Genomic DNA, 25155 nt, shown 5'->3' with positions numbered 1-25155 from the left:
AAGCAGTGAGTAATCTGGGTTATTTATGGGTCATGAAAAAGGACAGATTTCTCACGTTCTTCGAATTGACAATGAACGAAATTTAAATTTCGTGCAGCCAAATTAATTGAAAAAACTACTCTCAAAGAATTGCCTCAATATGCAGAAGCTAGTTTTTTAGTTGCATGAATGAGATTGCGCAACCTTAATCACAATATGAAAACGATATTAAAAATATAATGACATCTAATAAACGCCTGTCAAGCCTGCTTTGCCTGCTTTGCCTGATGATGTGCTTCATCGGGTTGAACTCCTGTGTCACTACTTCCGGGGCAATCGGCGCAACAGCAATCAAGGCACCATATGCCCGGATGGATACTTATAAAACCTATGCCTGGTTCCAACCGCAGCCCGTAGCTGAATCAGATTATGAGAAAGGGTATAGTGCGAATCTGAACAAATCAATTAAACAGGCAGTGGAGGAGGAGTTGAAGGAAAAGGGGTACAGAAAAGTAGAAAGCCAGCCGGATGTGCTGGTGGCTTATGATGTGAGTGTCCCGGTGCCGGAGGAAAAAGACCAGCCGGAAAACTTCAGTACGGGTTTTGGCTATAGTTACGGCTACATGAGCGGCTACCGCTACAATTACGGGAACGCCGATATGCCCGGCTACCGTAGCGTCGACCTTTTCAAGCAGGGAACATTGATCATCGATCTTGTTAGCCCACAATCTAAAATGCTCTTGTGGCGCGGGTGGTCCGAAGGCGGCATCAGCAACTTCAAAGCAGGCTATAAGCAGGTGAAGAACCAGGTGGAGGAAGTGTTGGAGAAGTTATGAGGTTTGAGTCTGGGGATTTTATCATTTAGAATAATGTCTGTGATGTCTCCCTTTGAAGGGGGGGGAGGGATGAAAGGCGGACGGAAGAACGTAAAAGCTTTTTTAATATAGAAGCAGCTAAAATTAGTTGTACCTTTTTTTCTAAAGCTCCTTCCACTGTGTATCTTGACTAAGCTGCCGTAGCAACAGCTTATCCAGCGACTTATATGCACCTTTTTTTATAGCTACTGCCTGTGCTCTCGAGGCCGAGAGGCCGCGTCTTTTGGCATCTCGCTGTGTAACTGAAGCTGCCTTCGCTCTGCTCAGGCTGCCTCACTCTGTTCGGCAACGCAACATTTACAAGGCGCTCAACCAAAAGACTGGAAATAGATTCACTTCGTGCAGGCAGTTTTTAGCAGTTAGAGTTATTATCTAATATAATTGGCTTATAACAGTTTGGAACTACTCAACTAGTTTTAGTCCGCAGGTGTAATCATCCTCCACTCACTTCAAAGGTGGACTTAAAGCCTAGAATCCGTCTGCCTTCAGGTAGTTATTGAAACGCATTATTTCAGCTGGTTTTCCGACAACATAAAGTATGTCTTCTTTGTGAATATAAGTATGGGCATCGATATTCAGAATCGTTTCTCCGTCTCGCTTGATGGCCACTACCGTGACATGAAAGCGGTGGCGCACGCCTGATTCCAGCAAAGGCTTTCCGACAATTTCTTCATCCTTCGTAAGCACACGAAGGCTTGCCACCTCAATCTCCGGCAGGTCCAGGTTGAAGCCGGCGGAAGAATTGTTCTTGATGCCGGCCATACTCCGCAGCATCTCATAATTATCAGAGCGTATCATCTGCGTGAAGTTTTCTATCTCGTCGCGGGGCATCAGGTATTTGTTCAGCACGCGTGTAAAAATCTCGATGGACGTTTCAAACTCTTCCGGAATGACCTCATCGGCTCCCAGCCTATAGTTCTCCTCCATTTCCTGCACAAAACGGGTGCGCACAATCAGGTGTATCCTGTCACTTATTTCCCTGATGCTCGCAATAATGCGCCGGGTAGCTTCCGGGTCAGATATGGCCACCACCACCACCCGTGCCTTCTGCATATTAATATGGGAGAGGATCATCGGGTGCACGGCGTCCCCGTACACAATCGGCTCTCCCATTTTCCGCTCCTGCTTTACCGTTATCGCATTCAGCTCCACTATCACGTAGGGTATCTGCGCATGCCGCGCAGCCTTGGCCACATTACGGCCGTTCACACCATAGCCGATGATCACAATGTGGTCATCGAGATGCGGAAGTTCTCCATGATCATCAGCGGCAGTCACATTATAAGGCATCGGTTCTTCTCCGGAAGTGAAGGGAGCGCCTATCACGCGGGCTATTTTCTGATAATACTCAATAACAAACGGAGTAACGGCCATCGTTAGCAGCGACACTGACAGGAAGTACTGGTATGTTTCCTCTGAGAGCAGCCCCTGCGTGATTCCGGTTTTGGAGAGGATGAAGGCAAACTCACCAACCTGGAAAATGGATAAGCCCACCAGCAGTGATATGCGCAGCGGGTACTGCAGCATGCGGGCTGCCACCGTGGCGACAGTTCCTTTGATAATAAAAGTCAGCAGGGTGAAAAACAAAATGATTGGGAGGTGCTGCAGCATAAAGGAAAAGTCCAGCAGCATACCAATGGAAACGAAGAAGAAACTGGTAAAAATCTCCCGAAAAGGCAGGATGTTGCTTGTCGCCTGGTGGCTGTATTCCGATTCAGAGATAATCAAGCCAGCCATAAAAGCACCCAGTGCCAAAGATAAACCTAAACTCGAAGTGAGCCAGGCTACTGCAAAGCAAATCACTACTACACAAAGTATAAAAAGCTCTTTGCTTTTAGTTTTAGCAACAGCAAACAATAGCATCGGCACCAGGTAACGGGCACTGATAAGCACAAAAACAATGACAAAAGCTCCTTTCAGCGCCATCCACAGCAGGGCAGTACCAACGTCTTCGGTACCACCTGCCATCAAAGGTGTCAGCAGCATCATCGGCACCACAATAATGTCCTGGAAAATGAGGATGCCAAGTACCACCCGGCCCTGCGGACTGTTAATCTCTCCTTTATCCTGCAGTATCTTAAGCACTATGGCCGTGGAACTTAAGGCAATCAGGAAACCCATGAAAACTGCCTCCCCGTGGCTGAAGTCGAACAGCAGCATCACGAGCCAAACCAAACCGATAGTGGCCAACACCTGCGTAGCACCCCCCAGTAGCACGGTTCGTTTAATCAGGGCGAGGCTCTTGAGGGAGAATTCCATACCAATAATAAAGAGCAGCAGGATAACGCCTATCTCTGCTAAAATCTCAATGTCATGTGTGGCCGTTATTAAGCTCAAGCCATGCGGACCGGCAATTACACCTGTGGCCAGAAAGCCCAGGATGGTAGGGAGCCGAAACCGCTGGAACAACAGAATTACTACAACAGCAAGGCCTAAGATGATGACGATGTCTGAGAGTAAAGGGATCTCCATGGGCTATTTTATATGAGTGGTTGTGATGATGGCTAATTTAAGTATTAAAACTGATTGTTATGAATACTATATTAGAGCAGATGAAGTAATAAGGCAGAAAAGCAGGTTGATATTAAGTTAAATGAAGTGTACACAATAGGAACGTAAACTTTTTTCTGTCTAAGCTGCCGTAACTGTAGTTCATCCAGCGCCATTAAACCTACTGTTGCATCCCTTCTGACTTTCCTCTCTAGGCCGAGAGGCCTCGTCTTTGGGCATCGCGCTGTGTAACTGAGACTGTTCTCGCGCTGCTCAAACTGCCTCACTGCGTGCGGCACCGCAACATTTACAATAGAGGGCCCCTTTCCCCAGGCGCTCAACCCAAAGACTGTAAACTCTTTCACTCCGTGCCTACAAATAGAAAAAACCTGACTTCAAGGAAGGAGCTTTATGTGAATGGGTATTACAAATACCCTTTTGGAGGGGGTATGGGAATGATCAAACTTGTGCACCTATTTTTCTTTGCACTTGGTTTTAGAATTTGCTAAGCTAAACCTATCCAACCTCATAAATTATCTTTCCCCTTCCCACTCCGCATAAAACTGCTCCAGGAAGTCCTCCATGTACTGGTGGCGTTCTTCTGCAAGCCGTTTTGCCGTTTCCGTATGCATACGGTCTTTCAGCAATAAAAGCTTCTCGTAAAAGTGATTGATGGTAGGGGCGGTACTGGCCTTGTAATGCTCGAACGAATCATGCAGTTCCGGCTTGATGTGAGGGTTATAGAGTTCGCGATTCTTGTGGCCGCCATAAGCAAAGGTGCGCGCAATACCGATGGCTCCTATAGCATCGAGCCGGTCTGCATCCTGCACCACACTTCCTTCAATGGTCTTCATAAAAGAGGAGGTGCCGGCACCTTTATAAGATAAGTCTTTGATGATGTCACAGATGTGATGGATGATGTCATCTTCCACTTCATGCTGCTGCAGCCATTCCTTGGCCATACGCGGCCCCACGGACTCATCGCCGTTATGAAATTTATGGTCACCGATGTCATGCAACAGGGCTGCCAACTCCACTATATAAATATCGACCACCTCGTGAGCCGCTATGCTTTTGGCATTGTTCCAGACCCGGTAGATGTGCCACCAGTCATGCCCGGAACCTTCCCCGCTTAGCAGTTCTTTGACATAGTCAGCGGTAGCAGCAATAATTTCTTCTTGTTGAGGTGTCATTCAGTATTACAGCTTATTCCCTCTAAACTGAAGATAAATAGCGGAAGGGGCAAGTGTTATTATGGAAAGGTACGTTTTTAAGACCTCGCAGCGTGCGCAGCTCCTGCGAGCGTCTGGTTAGAGCAAATAATATGTAGTGAGCGCCGATCGTGAGGTAACGACAAGAATCAAATTCTTTCTTATTTATAGAGCCCTCTATTTCTTAAAGTTGAAAATTCACCACCTTATTAACAGCTATGTATAGAAAGCAACTATAACTATACCATAATATACACTTTCTTTAGCGCATAGATTATTGTGTTGGCTCAGACGCTCGCAGGAGCTGCGCACGCTGCGAGGTCAGGAGAGGTAAACTGCTTCTTTTATAGTGCTTTTCTGCCAGGCAGGCAGTTTTACCTTACTTAAAAGCTCTTCCTCCAGCACCATGGCCCAGGTTTCTAGGTAAAGCACCACATCCTCCCGCTTGTTATGCTGCAGGTATTTCTGGTCTGGCGGCAGAAATTGCGTGATGGCGGGGTGCGACAGGCGCTCCAGGTGTTCTAAATCTTGTCTTGTCAGTCCAAATTCCGCCATCTGGTCGATGATCTGGTCTAACGGCAGGCCGCTCTGGGGGCAGTAGTCGCGCAGTTGTTCGCGCCAGTCGCCATAGCGCCACATAGCGGCCCCATGTATCTCGCCTTTGCTGTGCTTGGTGATGGTTTGTGCCAGATGCCCGCAGTTGCAGCTGCCCATGTGGCCCCACTGGTACTTATCGCCCTTGAGGAGACGCTGCGCAGTTTCCCGCAGGGCATGTATGAGTTGTATGGATGCTTTTGCCATAACTATTATAGTTTTTTGACAGATACTTTATTATTACGTAACGTAGGCTTTTTTTGTCCCCCTTCGAAGGGGGTAGGGGATGATTACACCTGTAGTAAATATTGCTGCTGTTTAGATTTTATTGTCTCAGTTTCTGCTTTACCGGGTCCAACCACCCCTAACCCCTCCTTAACTAAGGCGGAGAATCTGATTTTTTCGTGTGCTGAAAACCTTTTTCATTGTTAACGGTCCTGCCAGTTACATCATTTTTATAAACGTCATTATATAAATTCGTTAGCAGATCCTTCCGTGCACTATTTTAGCGCAGGTATCTTTTTCCTTTGCATATTATATACATAAGATATAGACTTGCCAATTGTTCATTCTTAGAGCTGCAAAAGGTTATTATTTTGCTCTTCCTGCTTATTTTGAAATACATGTGTTTTTTAAATGTCTTTATCTTTACCAAAAGCTAGTCTGTTCCTCTTCTTATCCTTCATGCTCTGCGGCCAAGCCAAAGCGCAGATTCTGAACATTGAGCCTTTGAGGGTAGAGCGCGATACTGCTAACTATTTTACAGGTAAGGCCGGGCTGAACTTCTCGATGTTTAACCGCAATGCAGGCAAAAATAACCCAAACAACTACCTGCAGCTTACCTTCGATGGTAACGTTGCCTTCATCTCTGCAAAGCACAGCTACCTGCTGCTAAATTACTACAACTACCTGCTGGTAAATTATGACTCCAGGGCAGAACGCAATACAGTGGCCAGCACAGGTTACTCGCATTTCAGGACCAACTTTCATTTCAAACAGCCTTTGTCTTACGAGCTGTTCGGGCAGGTGCAGGCGGATAAGGCGAGGGGGTTGGAGTTTCGTTCTCTGGCAGGAGGGGGCATTCGTTACCGGCTGCTTCAAACTAAAAACGCTACTATATATGTTGGTACAGGAGTCATGCACGAGCACGAGGAGTGGGAGAACACTGGGGAGGCGACGAACATTGTTGTCTCAAACCTGCTGAAATCCACCAATTACGTTAGCCTGAAAGCGAAATTAAATGACAATGTGAGCACGGAAGGTATTCTGTATTACCAGGTGGGGTATGCTAATGTAATTGAGAAGTTCCGAAACCGTGTGAGCGGGGATATAACGCTGGTGGTGAAGCTGACTAATCGCTTCAACTTACGCACCAATTTTAACTGTACCTATGAAGATGAGCCGGTTGTGCCCATCACCAACTTTGTATACAGCATCTCGAATGGAGTGCAGGTGCAGTTTTAAGAAAATTGTATAATTTATTTCCGGCTAAAACAGGGTACTGATGCAATATTTAGTTAATTTCGCCATTTCAGAAGAAGCTATAAGAACTGAATAGTGCCTTTGTTGCTGGAAACGAGTTTTAAATTAACATGCGGATAATTCTTAGTGCCTTGTGGGCTTTGATTGGGATAGTAGTATTTTCCGGTTGTGTGCCACAAAAAAAAATTTTAATCTTACAGGACAACCCACAGGTTGAAAACCAGGGTAAAGCTGATGAACTGCTGCGTACATTTGAACTGAAGCCTGAAGCCTATACGTTAAAGCCTGGAGATGTGTTGTCTTTACGAGTTCAAAGTACTACTCCTGCTGAATTTGATTTTCTCGCCTCCGGCACCACTGTTTTCGGTGGGCAGGATCCGGTACTAAACGGATATACTCTAGATGCAAACGGTAATATCCTTATTCCGGCTGTAGGTAAAGTAGAATTGAGTGGTTTAACTATGCCTGAAGCGAGAATAAAGGTAACAGAAGCCTTAAATCCTTATTTAACGAACCCGACAGTAAACCTGCGGTTGCTGACCTTCCGCTATACAATCATAGGTGAGGTTCCGAACCAGGGTCAATTTACGACTTACCAGGATAACATTAATGTAATGGAAGCCATCGCATCGGCTGGTGGCTTTAGTCCTTATTCGAACCGAAGCAACATAAAACTTGTTCGCTACGATAATGGGGTGGCTAAACTATATGAATTTAGTTTGCTGGATGATAATATGTTGGCTCAAGGTAATTACTATCTTCAGCCAAACGATATGATTGTAGTTGATCCTTTACCTGCTAAATATATAAGAGAGAATCTACTAACGAATGTTACCTTAGGTATTTCATTGTTATCCACAATCAGTTTCCTCGTGATAAGGTTTTTACAATAGCTTTTATGCAGCATCTTATTAAATTATTCTATTAACATCACTACTACTTTGGAAAATACCACTGCAAAGCACCAGGATTCAGGTCTGGATATTCCAAAATTGCTGAATAAATTACTTGCTAACTGGATACTTATTTTAGGTTGCCTGTTAATAGGTGTCTTGGCTGCCTTTTTGGTAAACAGATATACTATACCTGAATTCGAGGTTCATTCCTCCGTTATGTTAAGTGAAGCTGTAAGCGAAGCCTCTTCTGCCACTACTCTGTTGTATGGTTCAGACCTTTTCAAGACATCTAATAGTTTAACAAATGAGTCTATTCTCTTAAGAACGAAAGCTTTAACCCTCCAAACCGTTCAAAACCTTGATTTTAGTGTTTCTTATTTTAAACAGGGTAATATCAAATTAACAGAGCTTTATAAATTTGGAGTACCATATGATGTAGATATTGATACTAGCTCGGCTAACATACCCTACAATGTACTTTTTAAGATAAATCTGGAGGAAAATCATTACAAACTTTCTTCTGATAATATGTATTGGAATAGCTTGTTGGAAGGAAACAGGTATTTATTTGGTGATTTGCAAAATATTGAAGGATTTATATTTGTTGTAAATAAAAAAAAATCTGAACCTGAATCTAAAGAAAACGAACATCTTTTCCAAGTAAATGAGTTAGAGCAACTGGCTAATCAATATGCTGGTGCATTAACTGTAAATCCGGGTGCACAGGGAGCTTCCGTTTTATATTTAAAACTAATAAGTGCTACACCTGATAAAGAAATTGATTTTCTAAATCAGCACATGCTTACTTACAGACAGTATAATTTAGATACAAAAAATATAAATGCTGTTAATACTATTAATTTTATAGACGACCAGCTTCAACAAATAAGTGATTCACTTTATTTTATAGAAAGCAGGTTAGAATCTTTTAAGCGAAACAACACTGCAATAGACATCAGTACAGAAGGAAATCGTATTTCCGGGAAAGTAGAAGCATTGGAGCAGCAGAAAGCATCGCTTCTGCTAAATGAACAATACTACAAATATTTGCAGAACTACCTCCGTAGTGGAGAGGACAATACAGGCGTTGTAGTACCATCTAATTTTGGCATTGGAGATCCAACTTTAAATGGTCTGATACGGGAGCTGGTATCTTTACAGGCTGATATCACTGTACTGGCACAAAACCAGAACCAGAGTAACCCGCTGTTACTTAACCAACTACAGGTAAAGCGGCAGCAGTTACAGGAGTTGAAACAAAACCTCTTGGAGAGTATATCCAACATACAGGCCGCCAACCAGATTGCACTTCGGGCGCTTAATCAGCAGATATCCAGTGAATCCGCTTCCTTGAACAGGTTGCCGGCCGCAGAAAGACAATTAGTTAATATCAACCGTCTATATAACCTGAGCGAAAACCTCTATGTCCTGCTAATGGAAAAAAAGGCAGAGGCAGGTATCGCAAAGGCTGCCAACACCTCTAACGTTACCATTTTAACGGAAGCATCCAGGGGAAGCAAAGTGTCTCCTACGGAGACAAGGAATTATGTTTCCGGTATTTTCTTAGGTTTAGCCATTCCCATTGCTTTCCTGTTTCTGAAAGACTTCCTTAACAATAAAGTGACCTCAGCCGAGGATATCAAAGCCTTAACAAATATTCCTTTATTAGGAATGGTAGGGCATAATAAAGCGGAAGATAAGAATTTGATAGATCAAAGTCCTAAATCTGCTATGGCGGAAGGTTTCCGGACAGTCAGGTCTAACCTGCGCTTCATGACAGGCGCATCTTCCCAGGAAGGGGGCTGCAAAATTTACGTGGTAACTTCTTCCATCAGCGGGGAGGGCAAGACCTTTTCTGCTAAAAACCTGGCGTATATCCTGGCTATTTCCGGGGAACGTACCCTACTCATCAATGCTGATATGCGAAAGCCAAACAGCAATGTAGACTTTGGAGTAACCAGCAGTATTGGCCTCAGCAATTTTCTGGCAGGTTATGCCGGTTTTGATGAAATTATACATCCTACTTTACAGGATCAACTGTACATTCTGCCTTCCGGTGACATTCCGCCTAATCCTTCCGAATTGTTGCTTAGCAAAAGAATGGAAGACCTTATAGCAGAGCTCAAGATACAGTACGATTATATCATTATGGATACACCACCTGTGGGCATTCTTTCAGATGGATTTGAGCTGATGCAGATTGCCGATGCCAATATCTTTATGGTAAGGCAGGGATACACGCAAAAAGCTTTCCTGAGTAATGTGCAGTTGCAGTATGAAACCGGGAAAATTAGAAATACTGCCATTTTATTTAATGACGTGAATTTCGAAAAAATCTCATCCGGGTATGGCTACGGATATGGTTACGGGTATGGCTACGGGTATTATGCAGAAGATGCACAGCAAAAGAGGTGGTGGAAGAAGTTAGTTTAATTTAAAGTCTTTCATGTTGAGTAAGAGTATCCGGAAATTTATTTTTCCAATCTTGCTGGTGCAGTCAACACCAACGGCAATTATGAATTCTCTCTTAGGATAGAAAGGTTATCAGGGTAAAAAGCATACGTAATATAAGTGAAAGCAACCTCAAAAATATATGTGGCGGGGCATCATGGAATGGTAGGCTCGGCTATTGTACGGAAGCTGGAGGCAGCAGGCTTCAGCAACATTGTGACGCGCCGCTCTTCTCAGCTGGACCTGCGGGAGCAGGAGGCGGTAAGAGCCTTCTTCCGGGAGGAGAAGCCTGATTTCGTTTTTCTGGCGGCGGCGAAGGTGGGAGGTATTGTTGCCAACAACACCTACCGCGCTGAATTCCTTTACGACAACCTGATGATGGAAGCAAACGTCATACACGCAGCTTACGAGACAGGAGTAGAGAAGCTGATGTTCCTGGGTTCATCCTGTATATACCCAAAATTTGCGCCACAGCCTTTGAAGGAAGAGTATCTCCTGACCGGAGAACTGGAGCCGACAAACGAACCGTATGCTATTGCCAAAATAGCAGGAATAAAACTGTGCGAAGCTTACCGCGATCAGTATGGTTGTAACTTCATCAGCGTGATGCCAACTAACCTCTACGGCTTCAACGACAATTATCATCCACAGAACTCCCACGTGCTGCCTGCACTGATCCGGAAGTTTCATGAGGCGAAAGAAAGCGGGGAGAAGACAGTGACGGTTTGGGGAACGGGAAGTCCCCGGCGTGAATTCCTTTTTGCGGATGATCTGGCTGAAGCCTGTCTCTTCCTGATGGACAACTACAGTGGCAGAGAACTAATAAATATTGGAACAGGTGAGGATATTACTATTAGAGAACTTGCCTTACAGGTAAAGAAAGTGGTTGGTTTTAATGGTGAATTGGTTTTTGATACAAGCAAGCCAGACGGAACACCACGTAAACTTATGGACGTCTCAAAACTTCACAGCCTTGAGTGGCACCATAAAACTTCGCTACAGGATGGCATCGCACTCGCCTACGCCGACTTCATTGAAAAACACGTGGCAGTATAAATCAGTTTTTTAGATTCCCCACCTTAAAGAAGGAGGGGCTAGGGGTGGTTGGAAACCTTTCAAATCATTCCATAATCAACCTTATTTAACAGAATAAAAATGAAAACAGCACTCATTACAGGCATCACCGGACAGGACGGAGCGTACTTAGCTGAACTACTTTTAGAAAAAGGTTATATGGTTCATGGCCTGAAGCGCCGCAGTTCTATGTTTAATACTGATAGGATAGATCACCTGTACCAGGACCCGCACGAGAAGAATATTAATTTAAAGCTGCACTATGGTGACCTGACAGACTCAACTAACCTGATACGCATCATTCAGGAGACACAGCCAGACGAAATCTATAATCTGGCTGCCATGAGCCATGTAAAGGTGAGCTTCGACACCCCCGAATATACTGCCAACGCTGATGGTATTGGTACATTAAGAATTCTGGAAGCTATCCGTATACTTGGGCTTACAGAAAAGACAAGGATCTACCAGGCTTCCACTTCTGAATTGTATGGATTAGTGCAGGCTGTCCCGCAATCAGAGACGACACCATTTTATCCCCGCTCTCCTTATGCTGTAGCCAAATTATATGCTTACTGGATAACAGTAAACTATCGCGAAGCCTATGGTATGTTTGCCTGCAACGGTATCTTGTTTAACCACGAGTCCCCTTTAAGAGGCGAGACATTCGTTACCCGCAAAATTACCAGAGCCGCCTCCCGTATTGCATTGGGCCTGCAGGAGAAAGTCTATCTTGGCAACCTGGATTCCCGAAGAGACTGGGGGCATGCGAAGGATTATGTGGAGGCCATGTGGCGCATCCTGCAGCAGGACGAGCCGGAGGACTTTGTTATTGCCACAGGCGTAACAACAACCGTTCGTGATTTTGTGAAAATGGCTTTTGCTGAAGTAGGTATAGAAATAGAATTCAGAGGAGAGGGTGTGGAAGAGAAAGGCTATGTGGCCGCCTGCTCTAACCCGGAGTATCAGCTTGAAGTAGGGAGAGAAGTTGTTTGCGTGGATGTTAACTATTTCCGGCCTACAGAGGTGGATCTGCTGATTGGCGATGGAACCAAAGCCAAGGAGAAGCTGGGATGGGAGCCGAAGCACGACCTGCCTGCCCTGGTAAAAGACATGATGCAGAGCGATGTTGAACTCTTTAAGCGAGATACTTACCTGAAGGATGGTGGACATAGAATCCTGAACTACCACGAGTAAGACACTTTCTATTTTATCTAAATATTATTAATAAATTCTTTTTATGGGTACGGGTGCGACAACGGTAAAAGAGAAAGAGGAGAAAACTGCAGCAAAGCGATCAACAAAAAAGATAGTTGATACACAGGCTGCAGGGCAAGAAGAGTGGACAATGGTAATTGAGCCTAAGGGGAATCTTTTTGACCTGCAACTGAAGGATGTCTGGCGCTACCGCGATTTGTTAGTTCTGTTTGTAATGCGGGATTTTAAAGCGCAATACAAACAAACAATCCTGGGTCCTCTATGGCATTTTATCCAACCACTTTTTACAACAATCATCTTCTTTGTTGTTTACAGCAAAATAGCCAATATACCGACTGATGGTATAAAACCAATATTGTTCTACATGAGTGGTATTGCTATCTGGAATTATTTCTACAGCTGCGTAAATTCTACTTCAAACACTTTTTCAGCGAATGCAGGTATTTTTGGAAAAGTCTATTTCCCCCGGTTAGTTTTACCGCTTTCAGTTGTCTCGTCAAACGTGATTAAATTCGGGATACAGTTCCTCCTATTGCTTTGTGTTATGTTATTTTATGCATCGCAGGGTGAGCCATTTCATTTCGGCTTTAGCTGGTTATGGATACCTGTTTTAGTAGTGATGATGGCCTTCCTGGGATTAGGCCTTGGTATTATTATATCCTCATTAACAACTAAATACAGGGACTTTTCAGTTCTGATTGGCTTTGCTTTGCAGCTCCTGATGTATGCAACCCCTGTTATTTACCCCCTTTCGTTCCTGATTGACAAAAGCTATGGCTGGTTAATTTCTTGGAATCCACTTACTCCTATAGTAGAAGCTTTTCGTTACGCCCTCTTTCAGCAAGGTACTTTCTCTCCATCCTCGCTCTTATATAGTTTAAGTGTTATATTAGTAGTCTTCTTCATTGGTTTAATCACCTTTAATAGAGTAGAAAGATCATTTATGGACACAGTTTAAGATAGAGAAAAATTTGAACTACAATTTAAATTTCTTACTAGTTTTTATATGCTTTATTGAGTTATATAAAGATTAACGATATTATAAAGATATGGCGAATAATGTTATACAAGTGGAAGGGGTTTCAAAACAGTACCGTTTAGGAACTGTTGGTACAGGTACCTTTTCTCATGATTTGAATCGGTGGTGGCATACAATACGAGGTAAAGAAGATCCATATCTGAAAATAGGTGAAGAAAATGATAGGTCTTTGAAAGGTACTTCTGATTATGTGTGGGCTCTTCGTGATATCAATTTCAATGTAAAAGAGGGCGAAGTAATAGGAATTATCGGTAAGAATGGTGCCGGTAAATCTACTCTCTTAAAGCTACTAAGTCGTACAACAGCACCGACTACTGGCTCAATCAAAATGAAAGGTAGGATTGCAAGCCTTTTGGAGGTTGGAACTGGCTTTCACCCAGAACTTAGTGGCAGAGATAACATCTATTTAAATGGAGCTATTCTTGGCATGACTAGACAAGAAGTAAGTGAAAAATTTGATGAGATTGTCAAGTTTTCTGGGATAGAGCGTTATGTTGATACACCTGTTAAACGTTACAGTTCTGGAATGTATGTAAGATTAGCTTTTGCTGTGGCAGCCCATCTGGAACCTGATATTCTTATTGTCGATGAGGTGTTAGCTGTAGGGGATGCTGAATTTCAAAAAAAGGCTATTGGTAAAATGCAGGATGTTGCTAAGGGGGGACATAGAACGGTTTTATTTGTTAGTCATAATATGAACGCTGTTAAAGACCTTTGTGAACGCGGTGTGTTATTAGAAAATGGAAAGGTATCATATGTTGGTGAAATATCTGAAGTAATAAATAGATATCTTAATACTTCATCTGGAAACACAAATAATCCAATATTTTTTAATCAACAGGAAAGCAAAGCATTTCAGCTTATTTCTGCTAGTCTTTTCAATGAAAAGGGAATACTTTCTCAAGACTTCGAAGCTGATAGTAATATTATTTTAGAATTGCAATGTGTAGTTAGGGATAAAATAGCTGGTTTATATGGATACTTAACAGTAATGAAGAATGACGGCACATTGATGATAGAAAATGATACTTTTGATGTGTTGCCGAATATATTGGATAGTCTACCTGTTGGGGAACATACTTTTAGGCTGGTTATTCCAAGGAGAACTTTAGCTATTGGTGAATATAATATATATATGAATTTTACTAGTCCTCTGCAAATTAAAGGTTTCAACGTAGATGCTCCTGGAGAAATAATAAAATTTTCAGTTGATGATACATCAACTAAAAGAGGAAGAGGTAGAAAATCACAACTTGGTACTATTATAAAGTGGGAACATATCAATAAAATAACTTAATAATGTTAAAAGATAAATCTATTCTTATTACTGGAGGTACAGGTTCTTTTGGTAAAGCTTTTACAAAAATTGTACTTGAAAGATGGCCTGATATTAAACGTCTTGTTGTATTTTCCAGAGATGAGCAGAAGCAGTTTCAAATGGCACAGGAGTATCCGCATGATAAGTATCCACAAGTAAGATTCTTTATCGGTGATGTTCGTGACGAGGCCAGGGTAAAAAGAGCTTTAAAGGGTATTGATTATGTAGTACATGCTGCGGCAATGAAACATGTACCTATAGCTGAATACAATCCGATGGAATGTGTGAAGACAAATATAATAGGTGCAGAAAACATCATTAACGGGTGCCTTGAAACAGGTGTCCAAAATGTAGTGGCGCTTTCTACAGATAAAGCCGCTGCTCCTATTAACCTTTATGGTGCTACAAAACTTGCTTCTGACAAACTTTTTATTGCCGCTAATAATATCAGAGGCTGGAATCCTATCAAGTTTTCTGTTGTCAGATATGGTAATGTAATGGGTTCTAATGGCTCTGTGATACCTTTCTTTATGAACAAAAGAAAAGAAGGAGTATTGCCTATCACGGATACTGAAATGACTCGTTTTAATATAACCCTTACTGAGGGAGTAGAAATGGTGCTGCATGCATTGGAAACTGCTTGGGGCGGAGAGTTGTTTGTTCCTAAAATACCTTCATATAAAGTTCTTGATGTAGCTGAAGCAATAGGGCCTGATTGTGAAAAACCGGTAATAGGAATCCGTCCTGGAGAAAAAATTCATGAGGAGATGATTACCACCTCTGATTCTTTCTATACCTATGACCTAGGTAAATATTATGCCATTATTCCTTCTACTCCGCTTTGGAAAGTAGAAGACTTTGTGTCTCATTTCGGTGCTAAGAAAGTACCTAAAGGCTTCCGCTACAATTCGGGTGAAAATACTGAATGGATTGGTGTAGAGAAAATTAGAGATTTGATTGAGGAGCACGTAGACCCTTCTATTAAAGTTTATGCTGATAATTCCTTACGGTAAGCAGCATATCACAGACGCTGATATCAAAGCTGTGGTAGAAACGTTGCAGTCAGATTACCTAACGCAGGGGCCGAAAGTAGCGGCTTTTGAAAAAGCTTTTGCTGATTATGTGGGTGCCAAATATGCGGTAGCCGTTGCTAATGGCACAGCTGCCTTGCACCTGTGCACACTTGCTTTGGGAGTAAACGAAGAGTCGCGGGTAATTACTACGCCTATCACCTTTGTGGCCTCTGCTAACTGCGTGCACTACTGCGGCGGAACGGTAGAGTTTGCTGACATCAATCCGGCTACCGCACTGCTGGACATAGAAAAAGTGCGACAGTTGCTGGAGAGCAAGCCTAAAGGCTACTATAGCGGCATCATTCCTGTAGACTTTGCTGGCAACCCGGTGAACATGGAAGAGCTGAGGGCTCTTGCTGATGCGCATGGGCTTTGGATAATTGAAGATGCCTGCCATGCCCCCGGCGGCTTTTTCTACGACAGCAAAGGTCAAAAGCAAATATGTGGTAATGGTCAGTATGCTGACTTAGCCATATTTTCTTTTCACCCGGTAAAACACATTGCCACCGGTGAGGGCGGTATGGTTACCACCAACGATGAGCAACTGTATAAGAAGCTGCTTCAACTCCGTACCCACGGCATTACCCGCGAACCAGACCTCATGCAGGAAAACCACGGTGGCTGGTATATGGAAATGCAGGAACTAGGTTATAATTACCGCATTCCGGATATGCTTTGTGCTCTTGGAATTTCGCAGCTGCAACGTGCCGAAACAGGCTTAGCCAGGAGAAAAGGCATTGCCAAAATTTATGATGAAGCTTTTAAAGAAGTAGAAGGCATTGAGATTTTAAGCACCAATCCGGCAGCCATGGGCGCTCAGGGTGACAAAGGGCATGCCTACCACCTTTACGTAATTCGGGTTCAGGACCGAAAGGGTACTTATGATTTCCTGCGTCAGCACCAGATTTTTGCGCAGGTGCATTACATTCCAGTGCACACCATGCCTTACTACCGCAGTCTGGGCCACAGCAAGGGAGCTTTTCCTGAGGCTGAGCAGTACTATGCACATTGCCTCAGCCTGCCGATGTATCCCTCCCTAACACAGGAGGAACAGGCTTTTGTAATTCAGAAGGTAAAGGAGTTTGTAGGGAAGTGAAGCGCATCGCAATCATACCAGCACGGGGCGGCAGCAAGCGCATACCGCGCAAGAACATAAAATATTTTTCAGGAAAACCCATTATAGTTTATTCCATTGAGGCAGCACTACAGTCTGGTCTTTTTGAGGAAGTAATGGTTTCTACCGATGATGAAGAGATAGCTGAGGTTGCAAGAAAGCATGGCGCCAACATTCCTTTCTTCAGAAGCAGCGCAACTTCAACTGATTTCGCTACTACCGCAGCGGTACTTACAGAAGTTTTAGGTGAGTATGCAGCTGCGGGAGAAAGCTTCGAATATGGCTGCTGCCTGTATCCTACTGCACCGCTTGTAAAAGCTAATTCAATAACCGAAGCATTCGAGCTTTTGACAAACAAACGGTATGATACTGTGTTTCCTGTTGTCCAATACAGCTACCCCATCTGGCGAAGCCTGAAGATGGAAAAGGATGGGGTGTTAATGAACTGGCCTGAGCACCTGCTCAGCCGCTCACAAGACCTGCCGGCTTCTTTCCACGACGCAGGACAATTTTACTGGTTCAATGTAATGACTTTTATGGAGAAGCAGAAGCTTTTTACAAATAACTCTGGTGCCATTGAGCTAAACGAACTGGAGGTGCAAGATATTGACAACTTAATGGATTGGAAGCTGGCTGAACTAAAATACAACCTAATGATAAAAGAAGGTAACAATGATGGGTAAGAAGCGTCGGGTAATTTTCAGGACAGACTGTAACAGCCAGATTGACTTAGGGCATATAGACAGTGCCAAATTATATTTGAGAGAAGCCACTGAGGGAGATACAATGCTGCTGTTTAAGTGGGCAAATGATCCAGTTGTGCGCAAAAACTCTTTCAACCAAAACTTTATCACCATAGAAAACCACAGAAACTGGTGTAAAGCTGCTCTGGAGGATGAGCAAACGCTTCTTTATATTGTAGAAGCAGCGGGGAAACCTATTGCGCAAATACGGTTTAACATCAATTCAGGCAGAGCAACAATCAGCTATCTAATAGACGCTCATTTCCGGGGGCTAGGCCTAGGACTTCGCCTGCTTCAAAAGGGAATTCAAGCCTTGAAAGCAAAACGTTCAGACATAGAGCAGGTAGAGGGACTGGTGCAACGGGGTAATATTGCCTCTGTTCATACTTTCGAAAAAGCCGGGTTTAGTTATGGGCAGCCATATATGGAGCACCCACAGGCACACCGCTTCATTTTACAATTAAAATAGCGTTAGGAATAATGATGAACACTAACATAATACAGGATATAAATATAGGCGGGCGACTCGTGGGGCAAAACCATAAACCCTTCATTATTGCGGAAATGTCTGGCAACCATAACCAGTCGCTGGAGCGGGCGCTGGCTATTGTGGATGCCGCCGCTGACGCCGGTGCAGATGCAATTAAGTTGCAGACTTACACCGCCGACACCATGACGCTGCCCGGCGCTTTTACCATACAAGATGAAGACTCACTCTGGAAAGGGCGTGAACTCTACGACCTGTACCAGGAAGCCTATACCCCCTGGGATTGGCATAAAGCTATATTTGAGCGAGCACGCGAGTGCGGCCTAATCGCCTTCTCCTCCCCTTTTGATGAAACTGCCGTTGATTTTCTGGAGGAACTGGGGGCACAGGTTTACAAAATTGCCTCCTTTGAGAATACTGACCACCCGCTCCTGAAGAAGGTAGCCGCCACAGGCAAGCCCGTGATAATGAGCACCGGTGCCGCTACCATTGCTGAACTAGACGAGGCGGTGCGCATTCTGCGTAATGCAGGCAGCACGGAACTCATACTGCTAAAGTGCACCAGTACCTACCCTTCATCCCCAGAAAACACCAATATCCGTACTATCCCGCACATGCTAGAGCTGTTTAAGGTGCAGGTGGGCCTTTCTGACCATACTATGGGAGTCGGAGCAGCAGTAGCAGCCGTTGCCCTAGGTGCTACTGTTGTAGAAAAGCACTTTACATTAAGTCGTGCAGAGGGGGGGGTAGATTCGGCGTTTTCGCTGGAGCCGCATGAGTTGCAATCGCTGGTTGTGGAGTCTGAAAGGGCATGGCAGGCGCTAGGTTATGTGCAATACGGGGTGCAGCGGGCAGAGGAGAAAAGTCGCCTGTTCAAGCGATCTGTTTATGCCGCACAGGATATCAAAGCAGGCGATACTTTCAGCAAGAAGAATATCAGCGTGATTAGGCCAGGGCTGGGGCTGGCGCCGAAGCATTTTGAGGAGCTGCTGGGAAAGATAGCTCCAAAAGACATTCAGGCTGGCACACCACTCAATTGGAATTTAGTATAGAAATTACGAAAGTTCAATTTTACTGTAGCTATTTATAAAGAGAATAAATTATAATGAATTGTAAACCAAAACCTAAATTTGAAAACAAACGAGAAATTTATGAGAGTAACATATTTATAATAAACAATCTTTTAAAAAATTCTTCCTTCAAACGAATTTTTAACTCACTAAAATTTACATGTTTTTTTGTCAATGAGAGAATACCTTTTTCTGTAGGGTATTATTTGTTACATGTTAAAAGGATACTAAAGCATTTAATCATATTAAAAATATATAATAATTATAAATTTAATATAGAAAAAAAGTGCACAATAGCAGGCAGTGGCAAAGAATTTTCTTACGCAACTATAAATACAAACGATGCAGTACATTATGAGAAGCTAGAAGCTAAACTAGTAGAGCTGTTAAATGAGGAAGTTTTAGAAAAAGGTAAAAGTTTGAATCAATACTCATTAATAACATCAAAAGAAACATTTTGTTATGGAAGAGTTACCCAATTTTATATAAAACTTCAGGCTCTTTTTATTCTTCTTATTTTTGTTTTAAAAACTTTTTTCTTAGGCAATAAAGAAGCTAAAGATTTAGTTTTTTATGACTTAGAGAAACTATATATTAATATTGCTCAATATTTGCTTGATTTTAAATATTTTGTCAAGATTTTAAAGCTCAATCCCCCTGATTTTGTAATTACAGTTAATGAAAATTGGATGCCGCAGTCTGTAATAATTGATTGCTGCAGAAACCTCAATATTCCTACTGCTATATATCCACACGGTATAATTGGTTCAACTATTACATTACCTTCCGAATGTGATATTTTTTTATTTTGGAATGAGCAAATGAAGAACAGTTTTGAAAAACTCACTTTCGATAAAAATAAGAATTTAGTTATTGGAGCTTTAGAGCCTATAATCGAAAATGATAATATATCTAATGATTTGTGTTATGATTTGTTAATTATTAGTCAATTATCTGTTGCTAATGATAATGTGAATGTAGCTTACAAAGACATTTTTTTTATTTGGAAAAGTTTTATAGAAACTCATCCTAATTTTAAAGTGTGCATCAAGTTGCATCCTTTTGAGGGAAGTAAAGAATTGATTTTCTTAAACGAAATTTTTAATAGATTTCTAGATCAAGTAACTATAGTTGATAATAGGGCTATTCCAATTAATACATTAATAAGAAAGTCAAAAAGAATAAGCACTGTATCTTCTTCAGCCATCACTTATTGTTTTTACCTAAAGAAGCCTGTATTATTGTATAATCCTCCGGAAGCGTTATTTAAGAATTTCCCTATTTTGGATTATTGGGTATTCAAAGATATCGAGGGTTTAGAAAAATTAATAGAGAATGAGGACAATAATTTAAAAGATCTAGAAAATCATTCTTATACTTGGGTTCAAGAAAGTGTAATCAAGAAAAATATAGCATTATTAGTTGATGAAGTAATTAAATAAAAATTTAGAATTAAAACATTTTCAAATATTTAACCTAGTTGAAAGTCATTTTTCAATTCATTTACCTTAGAAATTTCATTAGTATTTTAATTATATAATCTTAAATAAAAGTACACTATATATGTTAAATGAAAATTAGTATAATAACAATATGTTTCAATTCCGAGAAATATATAGAGCGTGCAATAAAATCAGTGCTTTCTCAGAATTATAATAATGTTGAACATATTGTTATAGACGGTGGAAGTACAGACAATACGATTGAAATTCTGCAATTGTACCCTCATCTTGTATGGATATCTGAACCTGATAAAGGGCAGTCGGATGCAATGAATAAAGGCTTCAAGAAAAGTACTGGTGATATAATTGTATACCTTAATGCTGATGATGAGTTACTTCCAAATTATTTCAATTTTCTTATAAATTATTATACTGACAATCCTGAAACTGATCTTTTAGTTGTGGATCTGATTATAGATAAGTTAGGAGTCAGAACAGTAGATAAACCTAGTACCTCTTTAGAAAAAATACTCCATTTTTGGCCTCCAAAATTTCCTTTAAATCCTGTTTCCTATAGTTATAAAAGAAGCTTACAATATAAAGTTGGAGAATTTCCCGAAGACAACCATTTTACTATGGATTATTGGTTTTTACTTCGTGCTTATCTATATGGAAAGGTTAAGAAGCAAGAATTCATTGGGGGTGTTTTTTATTTTGATGGGGAAAACAAATCTGCTAATGCTGAAAATGCGAAAAAACATCTGCATACGGTGAGAAACAACTTCTTGAAAGCCTATTTCTATAACAAGAATGTTTTCATTTTTATTCTGAAGAACATAGTAAAAAGAGTCAATCTTAAATATGCCCGGTAAAACTATTCTGGTTATTTCGCATGATGCTACACGAACAGGAGCTCCAATTCTATTGTTACGCTTTTTGAGAGGAATCAAAGAGGATAGACCAAATACTACTTTTGATTTTATTTTAGGCGGCGGAGGCCCCCTGCTCGGTGAGTTTGAAAGTTTAGGTCGTACATTGGTTATTCATCAACCATCAAATGTAAGTACTCCTTTATCTTTCAGGACACGTTTAGGAAATAAAATAAAAAGAATAACAGGCAACGTAACAAAAAGGCCCCGTCTAGAAGACAGGATTAGCGCTTTTGTTGACAAGGAGTATGATTTAGTTTTATCCAATACCATAACAAATGGTCATATTCTCCGTGCGTTGGGTTCAGTGCATTGTAATATAGTCACATTTGTACATGAGCTGGAGAATTCAATCAAAATGTTTACCCAACCAGATGCGCTGAAATACAATTTACAGCACAGTGATTTTTTCCTGGTCCCCTCACATGCTGTTCAACGCAATTTAATTTCAAACCATCATCTGAGCAAAAATAAGCTATATTTGCAGCCGTACTACATTCCTGCAATAGATGTAAACACTGATTTGATTTCTGACATGAAGCAGCAATTAGGCGGCGTTGACTGCAAGTTGATTGGTGCCATAGGAACATCAGATTGGAGAAAAGGAATTGATTTGTTTATCCAGGCTGCCTTGCAGTTTAGAATAAATCATCCGGAAGCTAATGTGAAATTCTTATGGGTGGGAGCTGCAATAGAAGATAGCAGTTATGACAGGCTGATGTATGATATTACTCATGCAGGGTTATCTGATTATGTATTATTGGTTGGCTCAGTAGATAACCCGCTTCTTTATTTAGCATGCATGGATGTTTTCCTGATGATATCAAGAGAAGATCCTTATCCGCTTGTTGTTCTTGAGGCCGCTATGCTGAAGAAGCCTGTTATATGCTTTGATAGTGCCGGTGGAGCTTCAGAGTTTTTGGCTGATGGAGTTGGTTTAGTTGTTCCTTACCTGGATGTAGTGGCAATGGTAGGAGAGCTGTCGAAATTGCTAGACAGTGGATCTGAGAGAGAACGTTATGGTAAAAATGCCTGGGAAAAATATTTGAAGCTTCATTCTAAAGAAAGCGCTTTAAAAACCTTTGCTAAGCATTTAAAGAAATTTCAGAAATAAAATTTGGCTCAAGTTTCAATACAAAAGCCAGGAAGTATACCGTTATAAACTATTTGAATGAAATCAGCCTTTACAATTTGCTCTAATAACTATTTGGCCAGAGCAAAGGTGGTTGCTGACAGTTTTGTTGAGCATCATCCGGAAGCAAGCTTCTTTATTTTTTTGGTAGACAAATTTGACCCTTCACTTGACTATGAATTGTTCAACAAATATACTCTCATACCCATACATGAAGTATTGCATCATGTTGAAGAGCTAGCCCTTAAGTATAACATTATTGAGTTAAGCACAGCAGTTAAGCCTGCAGCTTTCTCTTATTTGCTTCAAATGTATGGCTTTGAAACCATTGCCTATTTAGATCCTGATTTAAGGATTTACAGTAAATTTCAAGAAGTAGAAAATGCTTTACAGACACACAATATAGTCCTGACACCTCATTTTTGCTCACCTGTTGACGATGGCAAGCAGCCATCGGATGTGGATTTCATACCATTCGGTATTTATAATTTAGGATTCATTGCATTAAAAAACTCAGAGGAAACACGATCTTTCCTGGCATGGTGGCATGAGCGACTAATGAAATACTGCTTCATCAGACCACATGATGGTATGTTTACCGATCAGCTTTGGATAAATTATGCGCCAATTTTTTTTGAGCACTGTTATGTTCTGAAGCATTTGGGGTATAACATGGCAAACTGGAATTTATATGAGCGGGAATTATCAGAATCAGAGGGTGGCTATTTGGTAAACTCTGTCTTTGATTTAAGGTTCTATCACTTTAGTCATTATAAATCCAATAACCCTTATTCTATTTCGGATTCCCAGAATAGATTTACCCTTGAAGAGAGACAAGATCTTCAAAAGCTTTATGTTGATTATCACAAGGCATTAATCCAGAATAAGCATGAGCAGTTTAGCCAAGTAGTCTCATATTATAAATTAATGTACGATGGGCATAAAGCAGCTATCAAAGCAAATGAACCGCCATACTCATTTAAGAAAAAGTTTAAGCTCAAGTTAAAAAATATGCTCACTGATGACTGACCTCACCGAATCCTCTACTTTCAACCGATCCTAAAATGGGTGGACGTCAGAGAAAAGGAGTTGTTGTTGTATTAAAGTTGGATAACGAACTTTAAGGTTTTAAGAGGATATTACAGAATTTCAGAAGTTAGAGCCTATGACTAAGAATCTAACAAATAATCGCATGACGCTTAGCCTAGAAGTAACTAAGCAATCTTGCCTTTTCTTGTTATAGGCAATTCCTCACTTGTTTCGGGTTTTTTGTATTCAAAATGCTTCTTCAATTCCATTATAGGTTTCTCCAAATAAACAAATGACACAATTGACACAAGTATGGTAGCAACTGTAAAAATTGGCAACGTTAACAAAAATCTATTGAAGTATAAGTACTTCAGAATTTGATGTTCTGGAGATATCGTGCTTGATATTAAATCATTTAGATAAGGAGACAGGAATAATTCCATTGGAAGGTGATACAAGTATATACCATAAGATATTTGGCCTATGAATTTTATGTTCGGATTCTCCAGTAACTTCCCGCTTAATCCTTTGTAGCCTTTCAAAACTGATATTCCTAATATACAGAAAGATAAAGCAGAGGCGACAAACCTAAGTGTAGTCTCCTGTAGCGTAAGGCTACCATTGAAATTGCGTAAGAATATATACAAAATTGATAGAACAATTATCAAAGGGTATATTCTGCCACTATTGAAGTAGCTTTTAAGACTATTAATATGATACACCTTCAAGTAAGCAAATAAAGCACCAATAGCAAAGCTGTCGAGGCAAGACAAGGTGAGTCTGTAGTTCATCATTTGGAAGTGTTCAACCTCATTAAACGCATTATAGAATCTAAAGAAAAGAGCACTTGCTGTAATAATGATGAAAGCTGAAATAAGCCTTTTGTTAAGAACTAGAATAATGAAGAAGGGCCAAATTAGATAAAACTGCTCTTCTACACACAGTGACCAAAGGTGAGATACGGCCCGACTGCCATATTCACCTGTGAAGGCATTCCAAAAATTAAACGTATAAGTTAATAGATATGAGGATACATCTCTACTAAGTTCATAGTCTATTGCTATTAAGAAAAAAATTAACAAAAAGTAAATAGGAAGTATCCTAAGTGAACGTCTGATAAAGAAGTTTTTTATCAGAATACCCCGGTCAAGCCCTTTATCCTTTTGCTTCAACAGAATCTCTGTGATTAAAAAACCGCTAATAACAAAGAAAAGAGTAACACCAAAGAAGCCAGGACCAACTGGATTAATGATTTTAGGATTAACCCAATGTTGCAAAAGCACACCGCCAACCGCAAGACATCTTAAACCATCGAGCTGCTTGTAGTATTCCATTATAGCTGTATTGAATATTAATGGCGCAAATTGTATCATATTCTCTTTAAATCAAAGCTGCAAGTTGAAGAGATCTAAAGTTTCTTTACATTTGTTTGATAATACCAAATAGAAATTAAATTTTCCTGAATGTACCTGTGGTAGCATTGTCGGCAAGGCGGATTTATTGAAACTCTTG

21 protein-coding genes are annotated in these 25155 nt (G+C 41.3%); 17 read left to right on the top strand and 4 right to left on the bottom strand.

What is annotated here, in order from left to right; translation table 11 throughout:
* Window positions 1–218: 218 nt before the first annotated feature.
* Window positions 219–815 (top strand): DUF4136 domain-containing protein, encoded by a 597-nt coding sequence (locus ACFS7Z_RS02285; protein ID WP_377480247.1) that lies wholly within the window; start codon window positions 219–221, stop codon window positions 813–815.
* A gap of 507 nt (window positions 816–1322) precedes the next feature.
* On the opposite strand, the gene ACFS7Z_RS02280 is transcribed toward ACFS7Z_RS02285, so the two are convergent.
* The 3 genes from ACFS7Z_RS02280 to ACFS7Z_RS02270 form a co-directional block, all read right to left on the bottom strand.
* Complete coding sequence (locus ACFS7Z_RS02280) at window positions 1323–3326, bottom strand: cation:proton antiporter domain-containing protein (protein WP_377480244.1); 2004 nt, start codon at window positions 3324–3326, stop codon at window positions 1323–1325.
* Between the two features lie 551 nt (window positions 3327–3877).
* A complete protein-coding gene (locus ACFS7Z_RS02275) occupies window positions 3878–4537 on the bottom strand; it encodes an HD domain-containing protein (protein WP_377480241.1) in 660 nt (219 codons plus the stop codon).
* A gap of 339 nt (window positions 4538–4876) precedes the next feature.
* Window positions 4877–5356, bottom strand: a complete 480-nt coding sequence (locus ACFS7Z_RS02270; protein WP_377480238.1) for a hypothetical protein — start codon at window positions 5354–5356, stop codon at window positions 4877–4879.
* A gap of 429 nt (window positions 5357–5785) precedes the next feature.
* Here ACFS7Z_RS02270 and ACFS7Z_RS02265 point away from each other — a divergent pair, with 429 nt between their 5' ends.
* From ACFS7Z_RS02265 to ACFS7Z_RS02190, 16 genes are all read left to right on the top strand, one after another.
* Window positions 5786–6613 carry a DUF481 domain-containing protein gene (locus ACFS7Z_RS02265; protein WP_377480236.1) on the top strand — a complete coding sequence of 276 codons (828 nt, stop codon included), beginning with the start codon at window positions 5786–5788 and terminating at the stop codon, window positions 6611–6613.
* A gap of 128 nt (window positions 6614–6741) precedes the next feature.
* Window positions 6742–7524, top strand: a complete 783-nt coding sequence (locus ACFS7Z_RS02260; RefSeq protein ID WP_377480234.1) for a polysaccharide biosynthesis/export family protein — start codon at window positions 6742–6744, stop codon at window positions 7522–7524.
* 801 nt (window positions 7525–8325) lie between these two features.
* On the top strand, window positions 8326–9960 hold the full coding sequence (locus ACFS7Z_RS02255) for a polysaccharide biosynthesis tyrosine autokinase (protein ID WP_377480232.1): 1635 nt from the start codon (window positions 8326–8328) through the stop codon (window positions 9958–9960).
* A 138-nt stretch (window positions 9961–10098) separates the two neighbouring features.
* Entirely contained in the window at window positions 10099–11034 is a 936-nt protein-coding gene (gene fcl / locus ACFS7Z_RS02250; protein ID WP_377480230.1) for a GDP-L-fucose synthase, read from the top strand.
* A 99-nt stretch (window positions 11035–11133) separates the two neighbouring features.
* Window positions 11134–12246, top strand: coding sequence for a GDP-mannose 4,6-dehydratase (gmd, locus tag ACFS7Z_RS02245; RefSeq protein ID WP_377480227.1), 1113 nt, complete (start codon window positions 11134–11136; stop codon window positions 12244–12246).
* A 43-nt stretch (window positions 12247–12289) separates the two neighbouring features.
* On the top strand, window positions 12290–13225 hold the full coding sequence (locus ACFS7Z_RS02240; protein ID WP_377480224.1) for an ABC transporter permease: 936 nt from the start codon (window positions 12290–12292) through the stop codon (window positions 13223–13225).
* Between the two features lie 91 nt (window positions 13226–13316).
* Window positions 13317–14603, top strand: a complete 1287-nt coding sequence (locus tag ACFS7Z_RS02235; RefSeq protein ID WP_377480221.1) for an ABC transporter ATP-binding protein — start codon at window positions 13317–13319, stop codon at window positions 14601–14603.
* A 2-nt stretch (window positions 14604–14605) separates the two neighbouring features.
* Window positions 14606–15637 (top strand): UDP-N-acetylglucosamine 4,6-dehydratase (inverting), encoded by a 1032-nt coding sequence (gene pseB / locus ACFS7Z_RS02230; RefSeq protein WP_377480218.1) that lies wholly within the window; start codon window positions 14606–14608, stop codon window positions 15635–15637.
* Window positions 15615–16793 carry a UDP-4-amino-4,6-dideoxy-N-acetyl-beta-L-altrosamine transaminase gene (pseC, locus tag ACFS7Z_RS02225; protein WP_377480215.1) on the top strand — a complete coding sequence of 393 codons (1179 nt, stop codon included), beginning with the start codon at window positions 15615–15617 and terminating at the stop codon, window positions 16791–16793. Before pseB ends, pseC begins: the two co-directional genes overlap by 23 nt.
* Window positions 16790–17494 carry a pseudaminic acid cytidylyltransferase gene (pseF, locus tag ACFS7Z_RS02220; protein WP_377480212.1) on the top strand — a complete coding sequence of 235 codons (705 nt, stop codon included), beginning with the start codon at window positions 16790–16792 and terminating at the stop codon, window positions 17492–17494. Before pseC ends, pseF begins: the two co-directional genes overlap by 4 nt.
* Window positions 17484–18023, top strand: a complete 540-nt coding sequence (locus ACFS7Z_RS02215) for a GNAT family N-acetyltransferase (RefSeq protein ID WP_377480208.1) — start codon at window positions 17484–17486, stop codon at window positions 18021–18023. Before pseF ends, ACFS7Z_RS02215 begins: the two co-directional genes overlap by 11 nt.
* Window positions 18024–18034: 11 nt before the next feature.
* Window positions 18035–19093: a pseudaminic acid synthase gene (gene pseI, locus ACFS7Z_RS02210; RefSeq protein WP_377480205.1), complete on the top strand. Its 1059-nt coding sequence runs from the start codon at window positions 18035–18037 to the stop codon at window positions 19091–19093.
* Window positions 19094–19146: 53 nt separating this feature from the next.
* Entirely contained in the window at window positions 19147–20553 is a 1407-nt protein-coding gene (locus tag ACFS7Z_RS02205) for a hypothetical protein (protein ID WP_377480202.1), read from the top strand.
* Window positions 20554–20681: 128 nt separating this feature from the next.
* A complete protein-coding gene (locus ACFS7Z_RS02200; RefSeq protein ID WP_377480199.1) occupies window positions 20682–21425 on the top strand; it encodes a glycosyltransferase family 2 protein in 744 nt (247 codons plus the stop codon).
* The gene (locus tag ACFS7Z_RS02195; RefSeq protein ID WP_377480196.1) at window positions 21415–22596 is read left to right on the top strand and encodes a glycosyltransferase family 4 protein; all 1182 of its coding nucleotides are present in this window, start codon (window positions 21415–21417) and stop codon (window positions 22594–22596) included. Before ACFS7Z_RS02200 ends, ACFS7Z_RS02195 begins: the two co-directional genes overlap by 11 nt.
* 57 nt (window positions 22597–22653) lie before the next feature.
* Entirely contained in the window at window positions 22654–23643 is a 990-nt protein-coding gene (locus tag ACFS7Z_RS02190) for a hypothetical protein (protein WP_377480193.1), read from the top strand.
* 185 nt (window positions 23644–23828) lie between these two features.
* Here the strand turns inward: ACFS7Z_RS02190 and ACFS7Z_RS02185 are convergent, their stop codons facing one another.
* Window positions 23829–24977 (bottom strand): acyltransferase family protein, encoded by a 1149-nt coding sequence (locus ACFS7Z_RS02185; protein ID WP_377480190.1) that lies wholly within the window; start codon window positions 24975–24977, stop codon window positions 23829–23831.
* Window positions 24978–25155: the final 178 nt, after the last annotated feature.

Source organism: Pontibacter toksunensis, assembly GCF_042686245.1.
In the GTDB taxonomy this organism is placed as follows: domain Bacteria; phylum Bacteroidota; class Bacteroidia; order Cytophagales; family Hymenobacteraceae; genus Pontibacter; species Pontibacter toksunensis.
The sequence above is the reverse complement of the archived record's forward strand: the minus strand, read 5'-3'. Positions and strand labels throughout refer to the sequence as shown.

What these genes read in the sequence shown, in the direction of transcription:
- gmd (WP_377480227.1), top strand. Translation starts at nt 11,134, where the DNA reads ATGAAAACAGCACTCATTACAGGCATCACCGGACAGGACGGAGCGTAC.
- ACFS7Z_RS02205 (WP_377480202.1), top strand. Translation starts at nt 19,147, where the DNA reads ATGAATTGTAAACCAAAACCTAAATTTGAAAACAAACGAGAAATTTAT.
- ACFS7Z_RS02280 (WP_377480244.1), bottom strand. Translation starts at nt 3,326, where the DNA reads ATGGAGATCCCTTTACTCTCAGACATCGTCATCATCTTAGGCCTTGCT.
- ACFS7Z_RS02275 (WP_377480241.1), bottom strand. Translation starts at nt 4,537, where the DNA reads ATGACACCTCAACAAGAAGAAATTATTGCTGCTACCGCTGACTATGTC.
- pseB (WP_377480218.1), top strand. Translation starts at nt 14,606, where the DNA reads ATGTTAAAAGATAAATCTATTCTTATTACTGGAGGTACAGGTTCTTTT.
- ACFS7Z_RS02240 (WP_377480224.1), top strand. Translation starts at nt 12,290, where the DNA reads ATGGGTACGGGTGCGACAACGGTAAAAGAGAAAGAGGAGAAAACTGCA.
- ACFS7Z_RS02270 (WP_377480238.1), bottom strand. Translation starts at nt 5,356, where the DNA reads ATGGCAAAAGCATCCATACAACTCATACATGCCCTGCGGGAAACTGCG.
- ACFS7Z_RS02190 (WP_377480193.1), top strand. Translation starts at nt 22,654, where the DNA reads ATGAAATCAGCCTTTACAATTTGCTCTAATAACTATTTGGCCAGAGCA.
- ACFS7Z_RS02285 (WP_377480247.1), top strand. Translation starts at nt 219, where the DNA reads ATGACATCTAATAAACGCCTGTCAAGCCTGCTTTGCCTGCTTTGCCTG.
- pseI (WP_377480205.1), top strand. Translation starts at nt 18,035, where the DNA reads ATGATGAACACTAACATAATACAGGATATAAATATAGGCGGGCGACTC.
- ACFS7Z_RS02195 (WP_377480196.1), top strand. Translation starts at nt 21,415, where the DNA reads ATGCCCGGTAAAACTATTCTGGTTATTTCGCATGATGCTACACGAACA.
- ACFS7Z_RS02255 (WP_377480232.1), top strand. Translation starts at nt 8,326, where the DNA reads ATGCTTACTTACAGACAGTATAATTTAGATACAAAAAATATAAATGCT.
- ACFS7Z_RS02265 (WP_377480236.1), top strand. Translation starts at nt 5,786, where the DNA reads ATGTCTTTATCTTTACCAAAAGCTAGTCTGTTCCTCTTCTTATCCTTC.
- ACFS7Z_RS02215 (WP_377480208.1), top strand. Translation starts at nt 17,484, where the DNA reads ATGATGGGTAAGAAGCGTCGGGTAATTTTCAGGACAGACTGTAACAGC.
- ACFS7Z_RS02235 (WP_377480221.1), top strand. Translation starts at nt 13,317, where the DNA reads ATGGCGAATAATGTTATACAAGTGGAAGGGGTTTCAAAACAGTACCGT.
- ACFS7Z_RS02260 (WP_377480234.1), top strand. Translation starts at nt 6,742, where the DNA reads ATGCGGATAATTCTTAGTGCCTTGTGGGCTTTGATTGGGATAGTAGTA.
- pseC (WP_377480215.1), top strand. Translation starts at nt 15,615, where the DNA reads ATGCTGATAATTCCTTACGGTAAGCAGCATATCACAGACGCTGATATC.
- ACFS7Z_RS02200 (WP_377480199.1), top strand. Translation starts at nt 20,682, where the DNA reads ATGAAAATTAGTATAATAACAATATGTTTCAATTCCGAGAAATATATA.
- ACFS7Z_RS02185 (WP_377480190.1), bottom strand. Translation starts at nt 24,977, where the DNA reads ATGGAATACTACAAGCAGCTCGATGGTTTAAGATGTCTTGCGGTTGGC.